Below are 17262 nucleotides of genomic sequence, written 5' to 3' on the forward strand. Positions count from 1 at the left end.
AAGCCATCGCAACCTCCTGTTCGATGCCGTGGTCCTCGTGGGCCGTCCGTCCCTCCGTCCGAGATCCGTCCGACGGACGTCGGACGTAGGTTCATGTTGCTCGGGACGAACATCACGTATGGGCTGGGAGCGTCGACTACCGCCGATGGCCGAGGACGCTCTCGAACGCCTCTCGACAGCGGCCGAGGACTCGACCGAGCCGGAGGGTGGGGAGAACGGTGAGAGCGGGCGTTCGCACGGGGGGTTCACGAAGGAGGAGGCCACGGCGGTTCTCGTGGCCGACGAGGAGTTCACCGAGGCCGACGCGGAACACGCGTTGGAAGTCCTCTTCCAGCGTGGCCACATCTACTACGTCGGGGACGACGTCTACATCACGCCGACCGACGACTGAGCGCCGCTCGGGGGAGCGCCGAGGAACCGGCGGCGCTCGGTCACTTCCACTTTCAGTCCGCTTCGATAGGGTATAGGTTCTCTTCAGTACGAGTTCCGGACGTGGCAGACCTGATCGTTCAATCGGCCGTCAAGGAACAGCTCGAAGGAATGAACGTCTCCTCGGATTTCTACGATGCGCTCGACGAGGTGGTCGCGGACCAGCTCGACGACGCCGCCCGGCGTGCGGAGGAGAACGACCGAAAGACCGTCCAGCCGCGCGACCTCTGAGTCGGCGTCCGGCTCGGCCGGACCACGGCGTCGTCGTGGTTCCGGCACGGCGGTGTATTTCACCCGTCGAGAGCGGAGTCCGTTCACAGCGGTGCTCCGGTGGGGCTCGATCGACCCCACAGCGAGGAACGACCCCATCGAGCTCCATAGTTCTCTCTCAGAGCGCGACTCCGCTCGGGCGGGGAGAGCTCGCGAGGCACTGCCACCAGCCGACTCGGGAGCTATTACCGAACAATATCAATTGACACAATCATCTTCCGACGAAGATCAATAGAGTAAATCTAGTAATTTTGTACGAGTTATTATTATCTAAGTTGCAAAGTTGGGAAAAGAACTAAGTAGCAATTGATTATGTGTGTTAATGATGGGGAGAAGACTTCCACGGCTCGGGATGGGGCCCGTCCTTGTTGCGTGTCTCATCGTCGTTCTCGGTACGACGATGATACCCGCTTTCGCGGCAGGAACTGGCAATCAGGCCGATATGACCGAACAGAACACGACGAACTGCGGTTGCGGTGCCGGTGAGGACAACGATGTCGTCGATATCGACGGCGACAACAACACCGTCGAGATCGTCATCAACGGCGAGACCGGCGAGGTCAGCGACGTCGTCACCGAAGACGCCGGCGATGGCGGTGATTCGGGGGCCGACTCCGCCGATGACGGTGACAGCACCGGAACCGACGAGAGCGCCAGCGTCGACGTCACTGTCGACGACGGCGACGTTCGCGTCAACGGTCAGGACGTCGCGAACGAGGAGAACGACGGAATGAGCAACCAGGAGGCGCGTGACTCCGTTACCCGGATCGTCACCAACGTCGAGGGAACCTCGGTCTCCAACGACGACATCGACCGGATCGTCGACGAGAACGACATCAACGGTGGCGACACCACCGGTCTCAACGTCGACGCGCTGGTCGAGGCGCTCAACGCGGCTGACGACGGTGCGGATGGAGCGGATGGTGCGGACGGGGCCGACGGCACTGACGGTGCGGACGGAAGCGACGGCGACGACGGTGCGGATGGAACGGACGGTGCGGATGGGAGCGACGGCGATGACGGCACCGATGGCTCGGACGGAGCGGATGGAGCTGACGGCGCGGATGGAACGGACGGTACTGACGGCTCGGACGATGCGGACGGGAGCGATGGCGATGACGGTACGGACGGCTCGGACGGTACGGATGGAACGGACGGAAGCGATGACGGCTCGGATACCGATGCACCGACCGACGATGGCTCGGACACCGACGACGGGTCTGACACCGACGGCGACGACGGCGACAACAGCCAGACCGTCGGCGACATCGACGACAGCACGCTGTTGCAGATCCTCCTCGACCTGGGCTACCTCGACCTGAGCGAGGTCAACTCCGCGATCGAGAACAACTCGATCGACAACAGCACGATCATCGACAACGCCGTCAACGGCGACCAGACGCTCAACCTGAACAGCATCTACGTCGATAGGAGCGTCACCAACATCGACAACAGCACGACGATCACCCAGATCATCCAGAACTCGACGGTCGGTGACGACTCCGGCAACATCGACACCGGCGACGGGAACGGAACCACCGCGCCTGGGACGACCGATGTCGGTGACGGCGACGGTGCCCCCGACATCAGCGTCTCGAAGAGTACGGACACGGACGAAGTCGAGGTCAGTCTGCTCGACGGCGGCGGCCTCCTGCAGGCGAACGAACCCGCGACGTTCACCGTGACGGTCACCAACGACGGGGACGCGACCGCCGATGACGTCGTGGTCAACGACGACGACGTGATCGCCGACATCGCGAACAGCGACATCCTCGACACGACGGTGTTCCTCGTGACCGATTCGAGCACGAGCCAGGGCGACTTCAGTGCCGCCACCGGCGACTTCGAGGTCGGCACGCTCGAACCGGGCGAGACCGCGACGCTGACGTTCGACGCGCTCGCCGTCTCGACGGATGCTGGCCTGCTCGATGGCTCGCTCGCGGACCTCAACGCGACCAACGACGCCGAACTGACGTCCGCCTCGCCCGATGACTCGAACGCCGATAACGACGCCGATAGCGCGACGATCACGCTGGTGAGCGCGCTCGACGGTGGGCTGACGGACGACCAGCTCGCCGCGCTGAACGACGCGTTCACCGACGGTCAGGTCGACGACCTCCAGGTCGAGCTCACGACCGACCAGCTCGTGACGCTGCTCGACTCGACGAGCGACCTGGAACTCGCCTCGATCGGCGACGCGCTCAACAACGACGAGACCACGATCGAGGACCTCGGCGACGCGATCGACGGCGACACCCTCGATAGCTTCCTCGACGGGCTCTCGGGCGGCGGATCGGTCGGCGTCAGCTCGGCTAACGACACGTCCGAGACTGCTACCGACGCCACCGACGGCGATACCAACACCAGCGACGACACCACTAATGCCTCCAGTACGGCCGCTGGCACCGACGGAACGGCCGCCACGGCGAACGTAACCACGGACACGCAGTCCGCGGTCGGCCCGCTCTCGACCGGCGGGTTCGCGGTCGGCGGCGTGACACTGCTCGGGCTCCTGGGGAGCGTCGTGCTCTTCAGGCAGAACCGGTAACGCCGGCTTCCGCCGGCACCTCGTTTTTCGTTCCCTTCGTTTCGGAGAGCATCAGCTCCACTTACCGGGGGCGACGGATCGCTCGGCGATTTTCGAGGAAGCAGGGCGACGTTCCCGCGACGGTTCCGACGGGGACGGCGACCGGTTGTCGAGACCCGGAGACGGTCGACGACTCGTTCACCGTGGGGTCGGCAACGGAGCCTCCGGCGAGAAGTTCACCTCGAAGCGAGCTCCCGCGGTGCCGTCGGCGACCGTCACCTCCCACCCGTGGGCTTCGGCGAGCGTGTCGACGATCGCCAGCCCGAGCCCGGTCCCGGCCTCGTTCGTGGAGTAGCCACGCTCGAACACCGCCTCGCGTTCCGATTCGGGGATCCCGGAGCCATCGTCGGCGACGTAAAAGCCCGGTGCGTCGTCGAGCGGCCCCACCCGGACCGCCGTGGCGTCGCCGTGTTCGATCGCGTTGCGGAACAGGTTCTCGAAGAGGGTCCTGAGGCGGTCGTCGTCGGCTTCGACGGGGTCGAGGTCCTCGACGGTCAGTTCGGTCCCACCGGTCTCGACGGTTCGCCACGCCCGCTCGGCGGTCGCCTCGACGTCGACCCGGGTCGAGTCGGTCACTATCTGGCCCTGCCGGGCGAACGTGAGACACTCTTCGATCAGGGTGTCCATCCGGTCGAGCGCGTCGGCGATGGGCCGTGTGTGCTCGCTGTCGGTCTCCGTTTCGAGGAGTTCGAGCCGGCCGCTCGCCACGGCCAACGGGCTGCGCAGGTCGTGGCTCAACACGCTCGCGAACGCCTCCAGTTGGTCGTTCTGGCGTTCGAGCAGACGCTTTCGGGCCGCACGTTCGTGCTCGCGTTCCGCGCGTTCGAGGGCGGCCTCCACGGTGGTGGCGAGGAGTCGTGTGAGCGCTTCGTCGGTCTCGTCGAACTCGCCCGGCGTCGTGGTGCCGACGTTCATCACGCCGTACTCGCCAAGCGGGAGGACCATCCCCGACTGGACCGGCGTCTCCGAGCGGCAGTCGTCCGTGTCGTCGGCGTCGTAGCTGTACGCGTCGCCGGTCTCGAAGACCTCCCACGGGCGGCCATCGCCGGACCCGTAGGTCGGCAACGCCTCGACCGCCGTCCCCTCGTCGTCGGTCAGGGCCGCCGGACGGAGCGTCCCGGTGTCCTCGTCATACAGCCAGAGGCCCGCCACGGAGCGGTCGAGCAGGTCCTCGGTCGCGTCCATGGCGATCGACGCCACGGCCGCGGGCCCCTCGGCCCCCATCATCTCCCGCGTCCGGTCGTGGAGGTCGAGGAGCACACGCTCACGGCGTTTCTGGGGTGTGATATCGGTGTAGATGGCGTACTGTGACCCCTCCGGCGACTCCTCGTCCGGTCCGCTGATCGGGACGTTCCGTAACAGGAAGGTCCGACGGCCAGTGGCCGTGAGCCGTTCGACTTCCGCGTCGAGCGACGCCCCGGACTTGGACGCGGCCACGAGCTGTCTGTGCTTTTCGACCCGGTCGGCGGGGACGATCGTCTCCGTGACCGGGCGGTCGAGGACGCACTCCGGTTCGTAGCCGAAGACCTCCTCGAAGGCGGGGTTGACCTCCTTCGGGACGAGCACGTCGTCGTCGAGGTCGTGACGATACACCGGGTCCGGGATGTTCTCGAACAGCGCCGCGAGGGTGTTGCGCTCGCGTTGGAGGTCCCGTTTGTCCTCCCTGCGCTCGGTGATGTCGGTCAGGATCGCGTAGCCGGCGACTCGCCCGTCCTCGGCCGTCTCCGTCATCGAGGCGTTTCGCAACAGGAAGGTCCGTCGCCCGGTCGCGGTCTCGCACTCGACCGCCACGTTGACGAGGTCGCCCGTTCCCGCACGCGCCACGACGTCCTCGTACTCCGCCAGACGATCGGCGGGGACGATCGTTTGGGCGATCCGTTCGCCGACGACCTCGTGCTCGTCGTACCCGAAGACCGACTCGAACGCCGGGTTGACGGCTCGGATCCGTCCCGCTTCGCCCGCCGCTTCGAACTCGTATCGGAACACCGCGTCCGAGACGTTCTCGAACAGCGCACTCAGCCGGTCGCGTTCGCGTTCGAGGGCGCTCTCGTAGCGGTTGCGTTCCGTGACGTCCTGGCCGACGAGGACGGCTCCGCGGAACTCGCCGTCGGAGGGCAGCAGCGAGACGTGGATCCGCAGCACGCGTTCGTCCCGTTCGGGGTGTGCGATGGGGATCGTATACTGGCCGGTGGTCCGGTCGGACGACGCCGACAACAGGTCGCGCAACACCGCTCGGTACTTGGAGATGGCGGCCTCGGGCACGATCCCCTCCTCGATCAACGAGACGAACGGGTCGCCGGTGAGCTCCGCGGCGGTGTGCCCGACGAGCGCGGTCGCACGTTCGTTACACCACGTGATCGTCCCCTCGGCGTCGAGCACGAACACACCGACCGGGGCGACCTCCATCACCGTCTCGTAGCGTTCGAGCTCGTGTTCGCGCTCCCTGTGCTCGGTGACGTCGGTCAGGACCGACTGGACGGCGGGCTCGCCCTCGTAGGTGATGGGCGTGCTCGCCACTACCGCGTGTCGCGTCTCGCCGTCGAACCCGACGAAGCGCTGTTCGATGGGCTCTCGGGATTCGCTCTGGCGACTCCCCGCCCAGCGCTCCCGGAGCGTGGCCTCGTCCTCGGGGTGGACCAGGTCGAGCGTCGACAGGCCGTGAAGCGCCTCGGGGCCGTCCGCGCCGATGAACGACGCGGCCGCCTCGTTGGCGTAGACGATGCTGTCGTCGAGGGAGGTGATGACGACGCCGGCGGGCGAGGACTCGACGAGGTGCTGGTAGCGCTCCTCGGAGCGTTCGAGCTGTCGCTCCGCATGGCGTGCCTCGATCGCGTTCTCGATCCGGTTCGCGAGCACCTCGTACTGCTCGGTGCCGGTCTCCTTCTGGAGGTAGTCGGTGACGCCGAGCGAGATGGCTTCACTCGCGACCTCTTCGCTCCCCTTGCCGGTGAACAGGACGAACGGGGTTCCGGGCTCGCGCTCGGTGATCGCCTCGAACAGCGCGAGTCCGTCCATTCCGGGCATGTTGTAGTCGCTGACGATACAGTCGACGTCCAGCTCCTCGAACAGGTCGAGCGCCGCGTTCGGGTTCGTCGCGGTCGTGACCGTCACGTCGTCGCTCGCCCGTTCGACGAACGCCGCTGCCGTGTCGACCATCCCCGGGTCGTCGTCCACGAGGAGGACCGTTGCCATCTCTCTCATAACTGAATCCTGCGCTCGTGTCTTCGAACGATCGTCGGGGTAATATAAATGCCCCACTCGACGGTCGAAAACTGGGATCGGCGAGTTAGCGCCCACTACGTCCGTTTCGTGGTTCTACCGAGGGCCGACGGGGACGCGCTCTCGCTGGAGGCAACTGACGAGACGAAGGCGGCACCGACTGGACGACAACGGATGGCTTAGGAAGCGCGAGTCGGAACGGTGAACAGAGTAAATGAGAGTCACGCGGATCCTTCGGTCCTCGCCCGTCGTCGTCGTGATATTTGCGAGCACGCTCGTCGCGGTGATGGGTGTCTCCCTCATCAGCCCCGTACTCCCGGCCGTTCAGGAGGCGTGGGGTATCTCGGAGGGCCAGGCCAGCCTGCTGCTGTCGGCGTTCACGCTCCCGGGGATCTTCCTCACCGTTCCGATCGGGGTCGTCGCCGACCGGATCGGCCGGAAACCCGTCCTGATCCCGGCGCTCGCCGTCTTCGGCCTCTGCGGTGGTGTGATCGTCCTCGTCCCCGATTTCACGCTGGTTCTCGTGCTTCGGGGCATCCAGGGCGCGGCCAGCAGCGCGATCATGATGGTCACGATCACGCTCCTGGGCGACCTCTTCACCGGCGAGGAGCGGCGTGTCCTAATCGGGACCAACGCCGCGATCCTCGCGATCGGTGCCGCCGGCTACCCGCTTCTCGGCGGTGCGCTCGCGACGATCGCTTGGTCGGTTCCGTTCGCCTGCTTCCTCCTCGCGCTCGTCATCATCATCCCCGGGATCACGGTACTTCAGGAGCCGGACCGAAGCGAGAGCGACGCCGAACCGAGCGTGTACGCCTTCCTCACGGGACCGACCCCGCTACGACCGTTCGCGGTTCTCTACACGGCGATATTCGGGATCTTCGTCGTTCTCTACGGGGCACAGCTCACGTTGCTACCCTTCCTGCTCGACAACAGCTACCAGCTCTCGTCGGCCGGTATCGGTCTCCTCCTCGGGCTGCCGGCGCTCGCGATGGGGGCCACCGCGACACAGAGCGGTCGGATCCTCCGCCGGTTCACGAGCTTCCAATCCATCGCGCTCGGGTTCGTGAGCTACGGGGTCGGGCTCGCCATCGTCGCACACGCCCAGTCGCTCCCCACCGTCGCCGGCGCGCTCCTCCTGTTCGGACTCGGGCAGGGGCTCGCGGAGCCGATCACGGACACCGCGCTGAACGAACTGGCTCCGGACGACTTCCGTGGTAGCATCATGAGCGTGCGAACGAGCGTGCTCCGACTCGGGACGACGGTCGGGCCACCGCTGAGCGTCGCTGCCACCGGCGTCGTGGGCTACCGAGGAACGCTGTTCCTCTCCGGTATCGCTGCGTTCCTCGTCGGTGCGGTCTGGTTCACGGTCAGAACGATCCCCCGAAGCGACGAGCACTGACCGTCGGCTGTCGAGGTGGGGTTCGCGTTCGACGGGGGTGGACAACCGGACGGCCCCGGTGCCGACCTCGTCAGTACTGGTCGTCGAACTGCTCCGCCATCTCCACGTCCTGCTCGGTGACACCGCCCTCCTCGTGGCTCGTCAGCTGCACTTCAACCTCGTCGAATCGGATCGTCATCTCCGGGTGGTGGACCTCCTCGTCGGCGAGCTCGGCGACGTCGTTCGCGAAGGCGACGCCGTCGAGGTACTCCTCGAACTCGTAGGTCCGAACGATCGCCTCGCCGTCTCGGCTCCATCCGTCGGGTGCACGGTCGTCGATCTCGTCGTCCGAGAGGGTCTCGGCCATGTCACCACAACCGGGGACCAGGTGAATAAGGGTTTGCCAGGCTCGTTCAAGCAACACCGTCCCACGGACGTCGTCGAAGCCATCGGTCCACTCGAACGAAGAGACCTATCGAGGAGCGCCCGACAAACGGTCTCTAGCCGACTACCGCGCGTCGGTTGTTCCCAGGACGTCGTACGAAGACGCTCCTCTGGCTATCCTCGCTACGTCGTGTCCATGGAACCCGATGGGTGCTCCGTTGGTACGTCGGGGGTGAGGGCCATCCAGTGAGCACTATCAAGCACCTGAGCAACACTGCGGGGAGTATAGGGGACCGCATCGTCTCTTCGCCGACGGAGTACGTTCCCGACCGTAATCTATACCCACTTCGGGACGCCATCCGTCCCCTACCGACGCCATCAGACGCGAAACACCGCCCGAAATACGGCCTGTGATAGAAAACCAATCCTATGACGACCCCATATCACCCCGACGACCTCGCCGACAGGGACGATTTCGAAGCCCACCTCCAACACCTCGTCGCCGTGGCGCGCGACAACGACATCCCGATCGAGGGTGCGTATCACGTCCGTTCGTCCGAGCCCGAGGAACCGGACTACCAAGTCGAGATCAGCGAGATAGCCCCGGGGAACACGTAGAACGAGCTCCTCGGTCGATCGGTAACTCGTCCGAGGCGCGTCGAGACGGCGACCGACTCACTCCTCGACGGTGGTCTCGCGGACCAGCGTATCGATCTCGCTGCGCATTCGCTCGGAGTACTCTCGGTCCGAGATGCCACGCTGGTTCGCCAACTCCACCAGCGAGGTCTCTCGTGGCACTTTGAAGTACCCCTCGCGGACCGCAATGTGCAGGAGGTCTCGGTGGGTGCTCGACGCTTCCGATTCCCCTTCGTCGCTTGAAGCCATTGGTCTTCTCACGTCGTAGTTGGCCGGAAGCGCCAAAGGTATTGCGATGATCACAGTTTGAGTGCCGGATTATCCGCACAAATGAAGTTATTTGCTGTGTTTATCGCAGTGTCAAAACGATCCCGACGAACCGCTCGGCTCGGCGTCGGTCTCGTCGTCGTACTCGAAGTGGCTCCACGGGCGCGTGTAGTGGTTCGCGATTATCTCCGAGGTCACGAGCTCGATGCCGGTGGTGGCGAGGTCGTTGGTGATCGTGGTGAGGTCGTGAGTGTCGATGGCGACGGCCTCGACGTAGAGGTTCTGTGCGCTGGTGAGCATCTCGCGAACGTCGACGACGCCCCTGGTCGAGAGCGCCTCCCGCGCGAGTCGTTCGCGCTGGTCGGCCGGCGCGGTGCAGATGAACAGGACGTGGAGCGGGAACGCCGCTCGCTCGTAATCGACCTTCGGGTAGTACGATTCGATGATCCCCGTGTCCTCGAGCGCGTCGAGCCGGTTGCGTACCGTACTCGACGAGACCTCGACCTCGGCGGCGATCTCCGCGATCGTGGTGTTGCGGGCGTCGCGTTGGAGCGCGAACAGGATCCCCCGGTCCACGTCGTCAAGCGTCTCGGGCCCCATAGGATGAGTAGGCCCCTTCCGCAAATAAATAGTGCCGGCGACCACCGAACTCCGACGCACCGACGGTGCAACGTCGTCCGAGCGCGCGACACTCGTCGTGAACACGGCAGAGCGGAACCCGCCGACGGAATCGGTGGTGCTCTCACGGAGCCCGAACGTCCCCGATGTCCCGAGCGAGGACGACCGCGACCGACTCCCACTATAAAAAGGCGGGGTTCACTACACACGAAAGTTGAAACGGGGCTCGGGATAAGTCACGGATCGTCATGGCGTCGTCAGACGAACCCACCGAGGTACCGACGGACTACGAGATCGCCCAGCAGGTCGAGACGCGGCCAATCACCGAGGTCGTCGAACCGGTCGGGCTCACGGCGGACGACCTCGAGCTCTACGGCGACGAGACCGCGAAGCTCACCTTCGACGCCATCGAGCGGCTCCGGAACTCGGACCGCGAGGACGGCGACGTGATCCTCGTGACCGGGATGACGCCGACCCCGATGGGGGAGGGAAAGACCGTCACGACCGTCGGCCTGACGCAGGCGTTCAACCACCTCGGCGAGAACGCGCTCGCGGCGGTCCGCGAACCCTCGCTCGGACCGGTCTTCGGTGTCAAGGGCGGGGCGGCGGGCGGCGGCTACTCGCAGGTGCTCCCGATGGAGGACATCAACCTCCACTTCACCGGCGACCTCCACGCGCTCACCTCGGCGCACAACCTGGTCGCCACGATGCTCGACAACCACCTCAAACAGGGCAACGACCTCGACATCGACGTCAATCGGGTGCAGTGGCCCCGGGCGGTCGACATGAACGACCGCGCGCTTCGCGAGACGGTCATCGGGCTCGGCGGCGAGGGCACGGGCGTCCCCCGCGAGGACGGCTTCATCCTGACGGCCGCCTCCGAGATGATGGCCGTACTGTGTCTCGCCGACGACCTCACCGACCTCAAGGAACGCGTCGGGCGCATCATCGTCGCGTACGACGAGGACGGCGATCCCGTCACCGCCGACGACATCGAGGCCACGGGTGCGGTCACGATCCTCCTGAAGGACGCCCTCAAACCGAACGTCGTCCAGACAATCGAGGGGACGCCGGCGTTCGTCCACGGCGGCCCGTTCGCCAACATCGCCCACGGAACCAACTCGTTGATCGCCGACGAGGCGGCTCGAAAGCTCTCGGACTACCTCATCACCGAGGCGGGGTTCGGCTCGGACCTGGGGGCCGAGAAGTTCATGAACGTCGTCTGTCGGCTCGGGCGGATGGAGCCCGCGGCGGTCACGCTCGTCGCCTCCGTCCGCGCGCTGAAGTACCACGGCAAGGACATGTGGCCGGCCGACCTCGACGCGCTCGACGAGGCGGACGTCGAGGCGGTACGTGGGGGGTTCGAGAACCTCGACGCCCACGTCCGCAACCTCCAGGGGTTCGGCGTCCCGGTCGTGGTGGCGTTGAATCGGTTCCCCGGCGACACGTCGGAAGAAGTCGACGCGGTGCTCGACCACTGTCGGGAGGACCTGGGGATCGAGGCGGCCGAGTCGACGGTGTTCGAGGAGGGCGGCGCGGGCGGTGCGGACCTCGCCGAGAAGCTCATGACCGCCATCGAGACCGACGAGGGGACGTTCGAGTTCCTCTACGACGAGACGGCCCCGATCGAGGCGAAGATCGAGACGATCGCCACCGAGATCTACGGTGCGGACTCGGTCTCGATCGGGAGCGACGCCCGCGACGACATCGAACGCATGAACGATCTCGGCTTCGGGGACCTCCCGGTCGTGATGTCGAAGACCTTCCACTCGCTCAGCGACGACGCCTCGAAGAAGGGTGCGCCGACGGGCTGGGACCTCGAAATTCAGGAGGTCTACCCGTCCGCCGGGGCGGGCTTCCTGGTCGCGCTCACCAGCGACGTGCTCACGCTACCGGGGCTGCCCGCCGACCCCGCCGCCGCCAACATGGACATCGACGACGACGGAACCGTCTCGGGGCTGTTCTGAAGCGACCGACCTCGGAGCCTGTTCTGGGACTGCTCAGTCTGACTCCTCGTCCACCTGTCGGTCGTGGACGACCGTCACCGGGGAAACCGACCGGCGCATGACCGTCTCGGAGACGCTCCCGCGCAGGATTCGCGCCAGTCCGGACCGGCCGTGACTCCCCATGACGATGTGGTCGATCCCGTTTCGCTCGGAGTAGCTCACGATCGAGCGCGCCGGGTCACCGAACTCGATGACCGTGCCGAGGGTGAGGCCACGTGCGTCGGCCTTTCCCTGTGCCTGTGAGAACCGTTCCCTGATGCGCGCTTTCGTCGGCTCGTACCACTCCTCGCTGTACCCCGGCATCCCCGCCCTGCCGACCGGGGAGTGATAGCCGGTCTCCTCCGGTCTGGTGTCGAACGGGTCGATGACCGTGAGCAGCGTGATGGTGACGTCAGGCAGTGTGAGTGCGTGGACGAGCGCGGCCTCGGCTTGTGGGGACCCGTCCATCGGGACGAGGACCTTTTCGGTGGTGGACATGTGACATCAGTGACTCCGTCGTGCGCCCGTGACCGACCCCTCGGGAGTCGTCACGAGGCGACCGCTCCGTACGGTTCGTTCACGTCCCACATGCTTAACGACTGAGCAGGAGTACGCAGGCAGCCTCGGTGGAAAACGACCTAGACGGGGACGATCTGGACGGGGATCCGGCGCTGTTTCGTGGGGTCGGACCCCGAGCGGTCCGCGTAGGGGTTTCTCGGGATTCGAGCGCGCTCGAAAGCTCAAGGTTTATGCGCGGGTATCGCGTCCGTTCGACTCGAAACTACCCGGCCCTGGCGACCGACGGCGTGGGTCGGGATGGTGGTGGCGGCTCGTTTCTATTCGGCTCTCGAATCAAACCCAGACGATACCATGAACCTGATAGAGAACACGCCGTTGGAGGGGTTCTTCGACGAGTACGGCCTCGGGTTCGTGATGGTCGCGAGCTACTTCGGGTCGGGGTCGGTCTTCATCGCGAGCTCGGCCGGGGTCCAGTACGGCTACGCGCTGTTGTGGGCGGTGGTCGCGGCGGTCGTGCTCGGGTTCATCGCCCAGTACATCAGCGCACGGTGTGGGATCTTCGGGAAGCCACTGATGGTGTTCGTCCACGACCGGCTCGGAGCCCCGACCGCCACCGCCATCGCGGTCGTGCTCTCGCTTGGCTGTGTCGCGTGGGGGCTCGAACTCACGGCCGCCGTCGGGAAGGGCATCTCAGTTCTCCTCGGTGGCGCGGGCTACTCCGTCGGCTGGATGCCCCTCGCGGTGCTGTGTGCCGTCGTCGCCGTCGTGGTCGGGATCCTCGGCTACGACGCGGTCGAGAAGGTGATGGTCGCGCTGATGTTCGGGCTCCTGATCGCCTACGTGGTCGTCGCCGGCGGGAGCTCGCCGTCCGTCGCCGGGATGGTGGGCGGAATGATCCCCCGGATCCCCGAACTCGGCGCGCTCGCACTCATCGCCGGGATCCTCGGGACCACCGCGCTCTGGCCAAACTTCTTCCTCGAATCGATCCTGGTTCGGGAGAAGGGCTGGACCGACGAGTCGGCGCTGCCGGCGATGCGCCGTGACCTCGGGATGGGCTACGCCATCGGTGGGATCGTTACGGTCGCGATCGTCGTCGCGACGGCGGCCGTGCTTCGACCCGCTGGGATCACCGAGATCACGACCTACATCACGCCCGGACGCGCGCTCGCCGACATCCTGGGCGAGTGGGCGCTGGTCCTCTTCCTCGTCGGCTCGATCGTCGCGGCGTTCAACAGCATCGTCCCCATCATGTGGACGCCCGCGTACATCATCCCGCAGGCCACCGGGCACGAGATCGACGACACCGACCGGGTCTTCCGGGCGATCTACGCGGTCGGGACCGCCGTCACCGGTCTCTCGCCGCTCGTCTCGATACTCTTCGGGCTGAGCGTCGTCGACATGATCCTCCTCTTCCCCGCCGTCAACGCGGTCGTCGGGCTCCCGATCACGACGGTCTGCCTCCTCTGGGCGGCGAACAGCTCGACGTTGCTCGACGAGTACGTCAACGGCTGGATACTGAACGCCGTCGGCGCGATACTCGTCGTTCTCTCGGTCGTGCTCGCGGTCTCCTCGGCCCAGAGCGTCGTCGGTGCCATCACCGGCGGTGGCCTGTAGCTTCCCGGAAATCGTCCGCTGGAAGGGAGCCGCTAAAGCGACCAAGCACCCCCTCGAAGTTACCATGCCAGAGCAAGGCACACACGTATTCCGATACGGGGCCTCACTCGGTCATGGGGCCACAGTACCAGGGATGTCCGTTCTGTGACCGCGTCTTCGAGATCGGGTCGACCGACGTCCGACCGATGAAGCGGCACATCCGTCTCGAACACGCCGATCCGGAGACCGATCACACCCGGGACGACCGGCTCCCCTCGAAGCGTCCGTCGTTCGGCCGCGCCTGAGTAGCGGCCGGACCGAGGCGGAGCCTCGATGGGGTGGTGCTCGTTCTTCGCCGCGAGAAACGGCTGGTGGGAGGAATCCACGGACGGCACACGCCGGGCGCAGGGCTATCTCGTCGAGCGGGCAACTGAGTCACGATGGCGACGCCGCCCGACCGTTGTGGCTACGAACAGCCCGTGATAACACGGGAGAACGTCGGTGCCGTGTGTTGCTGGCGGCCGGTGTGGACGGGCCGCGAGCATTGTATCTGGCACGCCGACGAGGACGAGAAACCCCGCGCGGCGTTCGAAGCCCACCCCGCCGAGCACGGCGAGCGCCTCGACGGGGCCGTCCTCCGCGGGGCCTTCCTCACCGGTGCCGATTGGTTCGTCGGCGGGACGCTCATCGGTGCCGACCTCTCGGGGGCGATCCTCAGAAACACGGATTTCACCGGGACGGACGTCCGCCGAGCGAATTTCCGGAACGCCGATGCACGCGGCGCGGTCTTCGACGGGGCGAACGTCGAGGACGCCGAGTTCGTCCACACGGAGGTGCAGGGGGCGAGCTTCGAGAACGCGCTGTTCGACCGGGCGGTCTTCCGGGAAGCCCACGTCGACCGGAACACCCGCTTCGGCGACCGGGTCGCCTACGACGACGGGCTCGAAGCGGTCGAGGGGGAGGCGCTGGTGGTGACCGCGGAGGCGGGGATCTGGACGTACAAGGAACTCCAGCGGCTCTTCGGCGAGAACGCGCTCCCCGAGGTCGAACGGCGGTACTACCTCCGCGAGAAGGACCTCAGACGCCGCGTCGCCTGGCTGAGCGGCCACTACGGCCGAGCGGTGCGCCTAGAGGCGGCCCGCTGGGTGACTCACTACGGAACCAGCCCCTCACGGGTGGTCGCCACCTCCCTCGTCCTCATCGTGGCCTGTGCGCTCCTCTATCCCTTCACCGACGGGATCCGGGAACCGGCCACCGGAACGGTGATCGCCTACGGACCGGCCGACCCGATCGGCATGACCCTCGGGGAGCTGTTCGCGACACTGTTCACGAGCCTCTACTTCAGCGTGATCACGTTCGGAACGCTCGGTTACGGGGACATTCAGCCGGTCGGTACCGCGGCCCGCGCGCTCGCGAGCGTGGAGTCGCTGCTCGGTGCACTGCTGCTCGCGCTGCTCGTCTACGTGCTCACGCGCACGCTCTAACCACCGATTCGTGCTGTACTGCTCCGATACACAAACCATTAGCACACTAACGAAACGACAGGGCTATCGATAGATGTTCTCGCTCGTATCGCCCATGTTCTCCGCGATACGATCGAGCATCCGCACGAGATCGGCGACGTCCGTGTGGCTGAACCCGTCAAGAAACGCTTCGGTGAAGGCCTCACCCTCCGCTTCGGTCAGGTCTCGAACCACCGCCGTACTCCGGTCTGAGAGCGAGACGACGTTGATGCGGGCGTCCGTCGGGCTCTCCGTACGCGTGACCAGACCGCGTTCCTCGATGGCGTCGAGGATCCGAGCCAGCGTGGGGCCCGATACGCCGAGCGTCTCCGCGAGAGCGTGCTGTTCGACATCGGAACGGTAGTACAGGGCGACGAGAACGTCGTTCTGAGTGGCGGTGAGGTCGTACCGAGCCAGCCGCCCGTCGAGCCGTCTTCGTGTCGCCTGATGTGTACGTTTGAGTGCAAAGACGGCCGGATGCATGGTTCCTTATTTATTTAGCAAGCTAATAAACTTACTTCCTCCCCGTAACCGATGTTTCCGAGGAGGAAGCATAACTCGATGCGCTGAAACCAGTGTCGGGGGAGTTCATCGGGGCCGCCGACCGCCGACCGATTCGTTCTCGACTTTTTCGCCGGTACTCTCCTCCGATCTCGAGTCCGACTCGATCGAAGCGGGCGATTCCACAGCGGATCGACTACCGATGTCGTTCGCCCTCCGGTTTCCCCCTGTCGCTCAAACTTCCGGTGCCACCGGAAGATTTTGCGCGGACGTTTCGTTTCCCATACAATTTCATGGAGAGGGGCGACCGGAATTTCAGCTCGTTGGTGTGTAACACATGTATGATTGTTCTATAGTTGGGTTCGACCGAGAAACGGAGGCGACGAACACGGGCCATGTTCCCCGTGTAACCACCGATTTCCTGCCTTCGTCGTCCGGCCAGCCGCATCCTTTGAATCCGGTGGTGCCGGATGACTACTGGTACTTCATATTCACCTCGATGACGTTCGCCGTCCGGAGGACGAGGTCGGGGATCGTCTCCTCGAACCGGTCCCGTCGCATACCGCTTTTCGGACCGGAGATGCTCACGGCCCCGATGACGCCGTCCTCGCCATCGCGAAGCGGTGCTGCGACACACCGGACACCCTGGATCCGTTCCTCGTCGTCCGTCGCGAACCCCCGCTTTCGGATCCGACCTATCTCCTCGAACAGCCGCCCGCGGTCAGTGATGGTCGCTGGCGTGACCGCCGGGAGACCGTGTCTGTCGATTATCTCGTCGACACGCTCGTCCGGGAGACACGACAGGATAGCCTTCCCCGCAGATGTGGTCTGGAGGTTCACCCGTTTGCCGATGTAGGTGTCGAGCCGGAAGGCGTCCTCGCCCTTGACCTTCGCGAGGAACACCCCTTTGCCGAACTCCTCGACGACCAGGTTGGCGTGTTCACCGGTCTTGTACGCCATCTTCGCTATCTCCGGCTCCGCGACACGGTAGAGTTCGTCCGTGCTTCGATGGCGACCGCCGATACTGAGGAACCGCGTGCCGAGCCGATACTTCCTGTCGTTACCGACGACGAACTCGTGGTGTTCGAGCGTCTTGAGGTGGTCGAAGGCCGTGCTGGTCGGGATGCCCACGTGGTCGGCTATCGCCGAGACGCCGGCGGGTTCGAGATCCACCAGCGCTTCGATGACCGCTATCGTCGTCTGCGTCGTTTGCACCGGGGCGGGTCGTTCGGTCATACCTTTAGCTTCCGTCATCGAAAGGCATGTGTTTTCCGGTTCAACCGGAAGCATTTCATCATGCAATAGTACAATCAGCGGCGCGAACCGACGGGATGAGTGGGTTTCGTCGTTATCGACGGCGGGATCCGTCCCCGA

The 17262-nt window shown here is 65.4% G+C and carries 17 protein-coding genes; 10 read left to right on the forward strand and 7 right to left on the reverse strand.

Annotation, left to right across the window (positions count from 1 at the left end; all coding sequences use genetic code 11):
• Positions 1-145 precede the first annotated feature (145 nt).
• The 3 genes from D3261_RS04560 to D3261_RS04570 all read left to right on the forward strand — a co-directional run bounded on the left by D3261_RS04560 (position 146) and on the right by D3261_RS04570 (position 3247).
• Entirely contained in the window at positions 146-391 is a 246-nt protein-coding gene (locus D3261_RS04560) for a hypothetical protein (protein WP_394337572.1), read from the forward strand.
• 101 nt (positions 392-492) lie between these two features.
• Positions 493-660: a DUF1931 domain-containing protein gene (locus tag D3261_RS04565; protein ID WP_120069500.1), complete on the forward strand. Its 168-nt coding sequence runs from the start codon at positions 493-495 to the stop codon at positions 658-660.
• 481 nt (positions 661-1141) lie between these two features.
• Positions 1142-3247, forward strand: coding sequence for a DUF11 domain-containing protein (locus D3261_RS04570; protein ID WP_233553888.1), 2106 nt, complete (start codon positions 1142-1144; stop codon positions 3245-3247).
• A 177-nt stretch (positions 3248-3424) separates the two neighbouring features.
• Here the strand turns inward: D3261_RS04570 and D3261_RS04575 are convergent, their stop codons facing one another.
• Positions 3425-6478: a PAS domain S-box protein gene (locus tag D3261_RS04575; protein ID WP_158589351.1), complete on the reverse strand. Its 3054-nt coding sequence runs from the start codon at positions 6476-6478 to the stop codon at positions 3425-3427.
• 241 nt (positions 6479-6719) lie between these two features.
• Between D3261_RS04575 and D3261_RS04580 the strand changes: the two genes are divergently transcribed.
• Positions 6720-7904, forward strand: a complete 1185-nt coding sequence (locus D3261_RS04580) for an MFS transporter (protein ID WP_120069509.1) — start codon at positions 6720-6722, stop codon at positions 7902-7904.
• A gap of 70 nt (positions 7905-7974) precedes the next feature.
• Here the strand turns inward: D3261_RS04580 and D3261_RS04585 are convergent, their stop codons facing one another.
• Entirely contained in the window at positions 7975-8250 is a 276-nt protein-coding gene (locus D3261_RS04585; protein ID WP_120069512.1) for a 4a-hydroxytetrahydrobiopterin dehydratase, read from the reverse strand.
• A gap of 446 nt (positions 8251-8696) precedes the next feature.
• On the opposite strand from D3261_RS04585, the gene D3261_RS04590 reads away from it, so the two are divergent.
• Positions 8697-8885 (forward strand): hypothetical protein, encoded by a 189-nt coding sequence (locus D3261_RS04590; protein WP_120069515.1) that lies wholly within the window; start codon positions 8697-8699, stop codon positions 8883-8885.
• 57 nt (positions 8886-8942) lie between these two features.
• Here the strand turns inward: D3261_RS04590 and D3261_RS04595 are convergent, their stop codons facing one another.
• Together D3261_RS04595 and D3261_RS04600 are read right to left on the reverse strand one after the other, a co-directional pair.
• Positions 8943-9152 (reverse strand): helix-turn-helix domain-containing protein, encoded by a 210-nt coding sequence (locus D3261_RS04595; RefSeq protein ID WP_120069518.1) that lies wholly within the window; start codon positions 9150-9152, stop codon positions 8943-8945.
• Positions 9153-9263: 111 nt separating this feature from the next.
• On the reverse strand, positions 9264-9770 hold the full coding sequence (locus D3261_RS04600) for an Lrp/AsnC family transcriptional regulator (RefSeq protein ID WP_120069521.1): 507 nt from the start codon (positions 9768-9770) through the stop codon (positions 9264-9266).
• Positions 9771-9801: 31 nt separating this feature from the next.
• Here D3261_RS04600 and D3261_RS19950 point away from each other — a divergent pair, with 31 nt between their 5' ends.
• Positions 9802-9975 (forward strand): hypothetical protein, encoded by a 174-nt coding sequence (locus D3261_RS19950; RefSeq protein ID WP_158589352.1) that lies wholly within the window; start codon positions 9802-9804, stop codon positions 9973-9975.
• A gap of 61 nt (positions 9976-10036) precedes the next feature.
• Complete coding sequence (locus D3261_RS04605) at positions 10037-11755, forward strand: formate--tetrahydrofolate ligase (RefSeq protein ID WP_120069524.1); 1719 nt, start codon at positions 10037-10039, stop codon at positions 11753-11755.
• A 33-nt stretch (positions 11756-11788) separates the two neighbouring features.
• On the opposite strand, the gene D3261_RS04610 is transcribed toward D3261_RS04605, so the two are convergent.
• Positions 11789-12271, reverse strand: coding sequence for a universal stress protein (locus D3261_RS04610; protein ID WP_120069526.1), 483 nt, complete (start codon positions 12269-12271; stop codon positions 11789-11791).
• A 372-nt stretch (positions 12272-12643) separates the two neighbouring features.
• Here D3261_RS04610 and D3261_RS04615 point away from each other — a divergent pair, with 372 nt between their 5' ends.
• The 3 genes from D3261_RS04615 (at position 12644) to D3261_RS04620 (ending at position 15369) form a co-directional block, all read left to right on the forward strand.
• Complete coding sequence (locus D3261_RS04615) at positions 12644-13906, forward strand: NRAMP family divalent metal transporter (RefSeq protein ID WP_120069529.1); 1263 nt, start codon at positions 12644-12646, stop codon at positions 13904-13906.
• 113 nt (positions 13907-14019) lie between these two features.
• Positions 14020-14190, forward strand: a complete 171-nt coding sequence (locus tag D3261_RS19955) for a hypothetical protein (protein ID WP_158589353.1) — start codon at positions 14020-14022, stop codon at positions 14188-14190.
• Between the two features lie 135 nt (positions 14191-14325).
• Positions 14326-15369: a pentapeptide repeat-containing protein gene (locus D3261_RS04620; RefSeq protein ID WP_120069531.1), complete on the forward strand. Its 1044-nt coding sequence runs from the start codon at positions 14326-14328 to the stop codon at positions 15367-15369.
• 63 nt (positions 15370-15432) lie between these two features.
• Here the strand turns inward: D3261_RS04620 and D3261_RS04625 are convergent, their stop codons facing one another.
• Both D3261_RS04625 and D3261_RS04630 read right to left on the reverse strand, forming a co-directional pair.
• Complete coding sequence (locus D3261_RS04625; RefSeq protein WP_120069533.1) at positions 15433-15870, reverse strand: MarR family winged helix-turn-helix transcriptional regulator; 438 nt, start codon at positions 15868-15870, stop codon at positions 15433-15435.
• A 492-nt stretch (positions 15871-16362) separates the two neighbouring features.
• Positions 16363-17124 carry an IclR family transcriptional regulator gene (locus tag D3261_RS04630; protein ID WP_120069535.1) on the reverse strand — a complete coding sequence of 254 codons (762 nt, stop codon included), beginning with the start codon at positions 17122-17124 and terminating at the stop codon, positions 16363-16365.
• Positions 17125-17262: the final 138 nt, after the last annotated feature.

Source organism: Halococcus sp. IIIV-5B (assembly GCF_003602035.1).
In the GTDB taxonomy this organism is placed as follows: Archaea; Halobacteriota; Halobacteria; order Halobacteriales; family Halococcaceae; genus Halococcus; species Halococcus salsus.

Bases quoted from the DNA above. Each gene is read 5' to 3' on its own strand.
- D3261_RS04605 (WP_120069524.1), top strand. From the start codon at position 10,037: ATGGCGTCGTCAGACGAACCCACCGAGGTACCGACGGACTACGAGATC.
- D3261_RS04630 (WP_120069535.1), bottom strand. From the start codon at position 17,124: ATGACCGAACGACCCGCCCCGGTGCAAACGACGCAGACGACGATAGCG.
- D3261_RS04585 (WP_120069512.1), bottom strand. From the start codon at position 8,250: ATGGCCGAGACCCTCTCGGACGACGAGATCGACGACCGTGCACCCGAC.
- D3261_RS04560 (WP_394337572.1), top strand. From the start codon at position 146: ATGGCCGAGGACGCTCTCGAACGCCTCTCGACAGCGGCCGAGGACTCG.
- D3261_RS04570 (WP_233553888.1), top strand. From the start codon at position 1,142: ATGACCGAACAGAACACGACGAACTGCGGTTGCGGTGCCGGTGAGGAC.
- D3261_RS19955 (WP_158589353.1), top strand. From the start codon at position 14,020: ATGGGGCCACAGTACCAGGGATGTCCGTTCTGTGACCGCGTCTTCGAG.
- D3261_RS04610 (WP_120069526.1), bottom strand. From the start codon at position 12,271: ATGTCCACCACCGAAAAGGTCCTCGTCCCGATGGACGGGTCCCCACAA.
- D3261_RS04580 (WP_120069509.1), top strand. From the start codon at position 6,720: ATGAGAGTCACGCGGATCCTTCGGTCCTCGCCCGTCGTCGTCGTGATA.
- D3261_RS04575 (WP_158589351.1), bottom strand. From the start codon at position 6,478: ATGGCAACGGTCCTCCTCGTGGACGACGACCCGGGGATGGTCGACACG.
- D3261_RS04595 (WP_120069518.1), bottom strand. From the start codon at position 9,152: ATGGCTTCAAGCGACGAAGGGGAATCGGAAGCGTCGAGCACCCACCGA.
- D3261_RS04625 (WP_120069533.1), bottom strand. From the start codon at position 15,870: ATGCATCCGGCCGTCTTTGCACTCAAACGTACACATCAGGCGACACGA.
- D3261_RS04620 (WP_120069531.1), top strand. From the start codon at position 14,326: ATGGCGACGCCGCCCGACCGTTGTGGCTACGAACAGCCCGTGATAACA.
- D3261_RS04600 (WP_120069521.1), bottom strand. From the start codon at position 9,770: ATGGGGCCCGAGACGCTTGACGACGTGGACCGGGGGATCCTGTTCGCG.
- D3261_RS04590 (WP_120069515.1), top strand. From the start codon at position 8,697: ATGACGACCCCATATCACCCCGACGACCTCGCCGACAGGGACGATTTC.
- D3261_RS04615 (WP_120069529.1), top strand. From the start codon at position 12,644: ATGAACCTGATAGAGAACACGCCGTTGGAGGGGTTCTTCGACGAGTAC.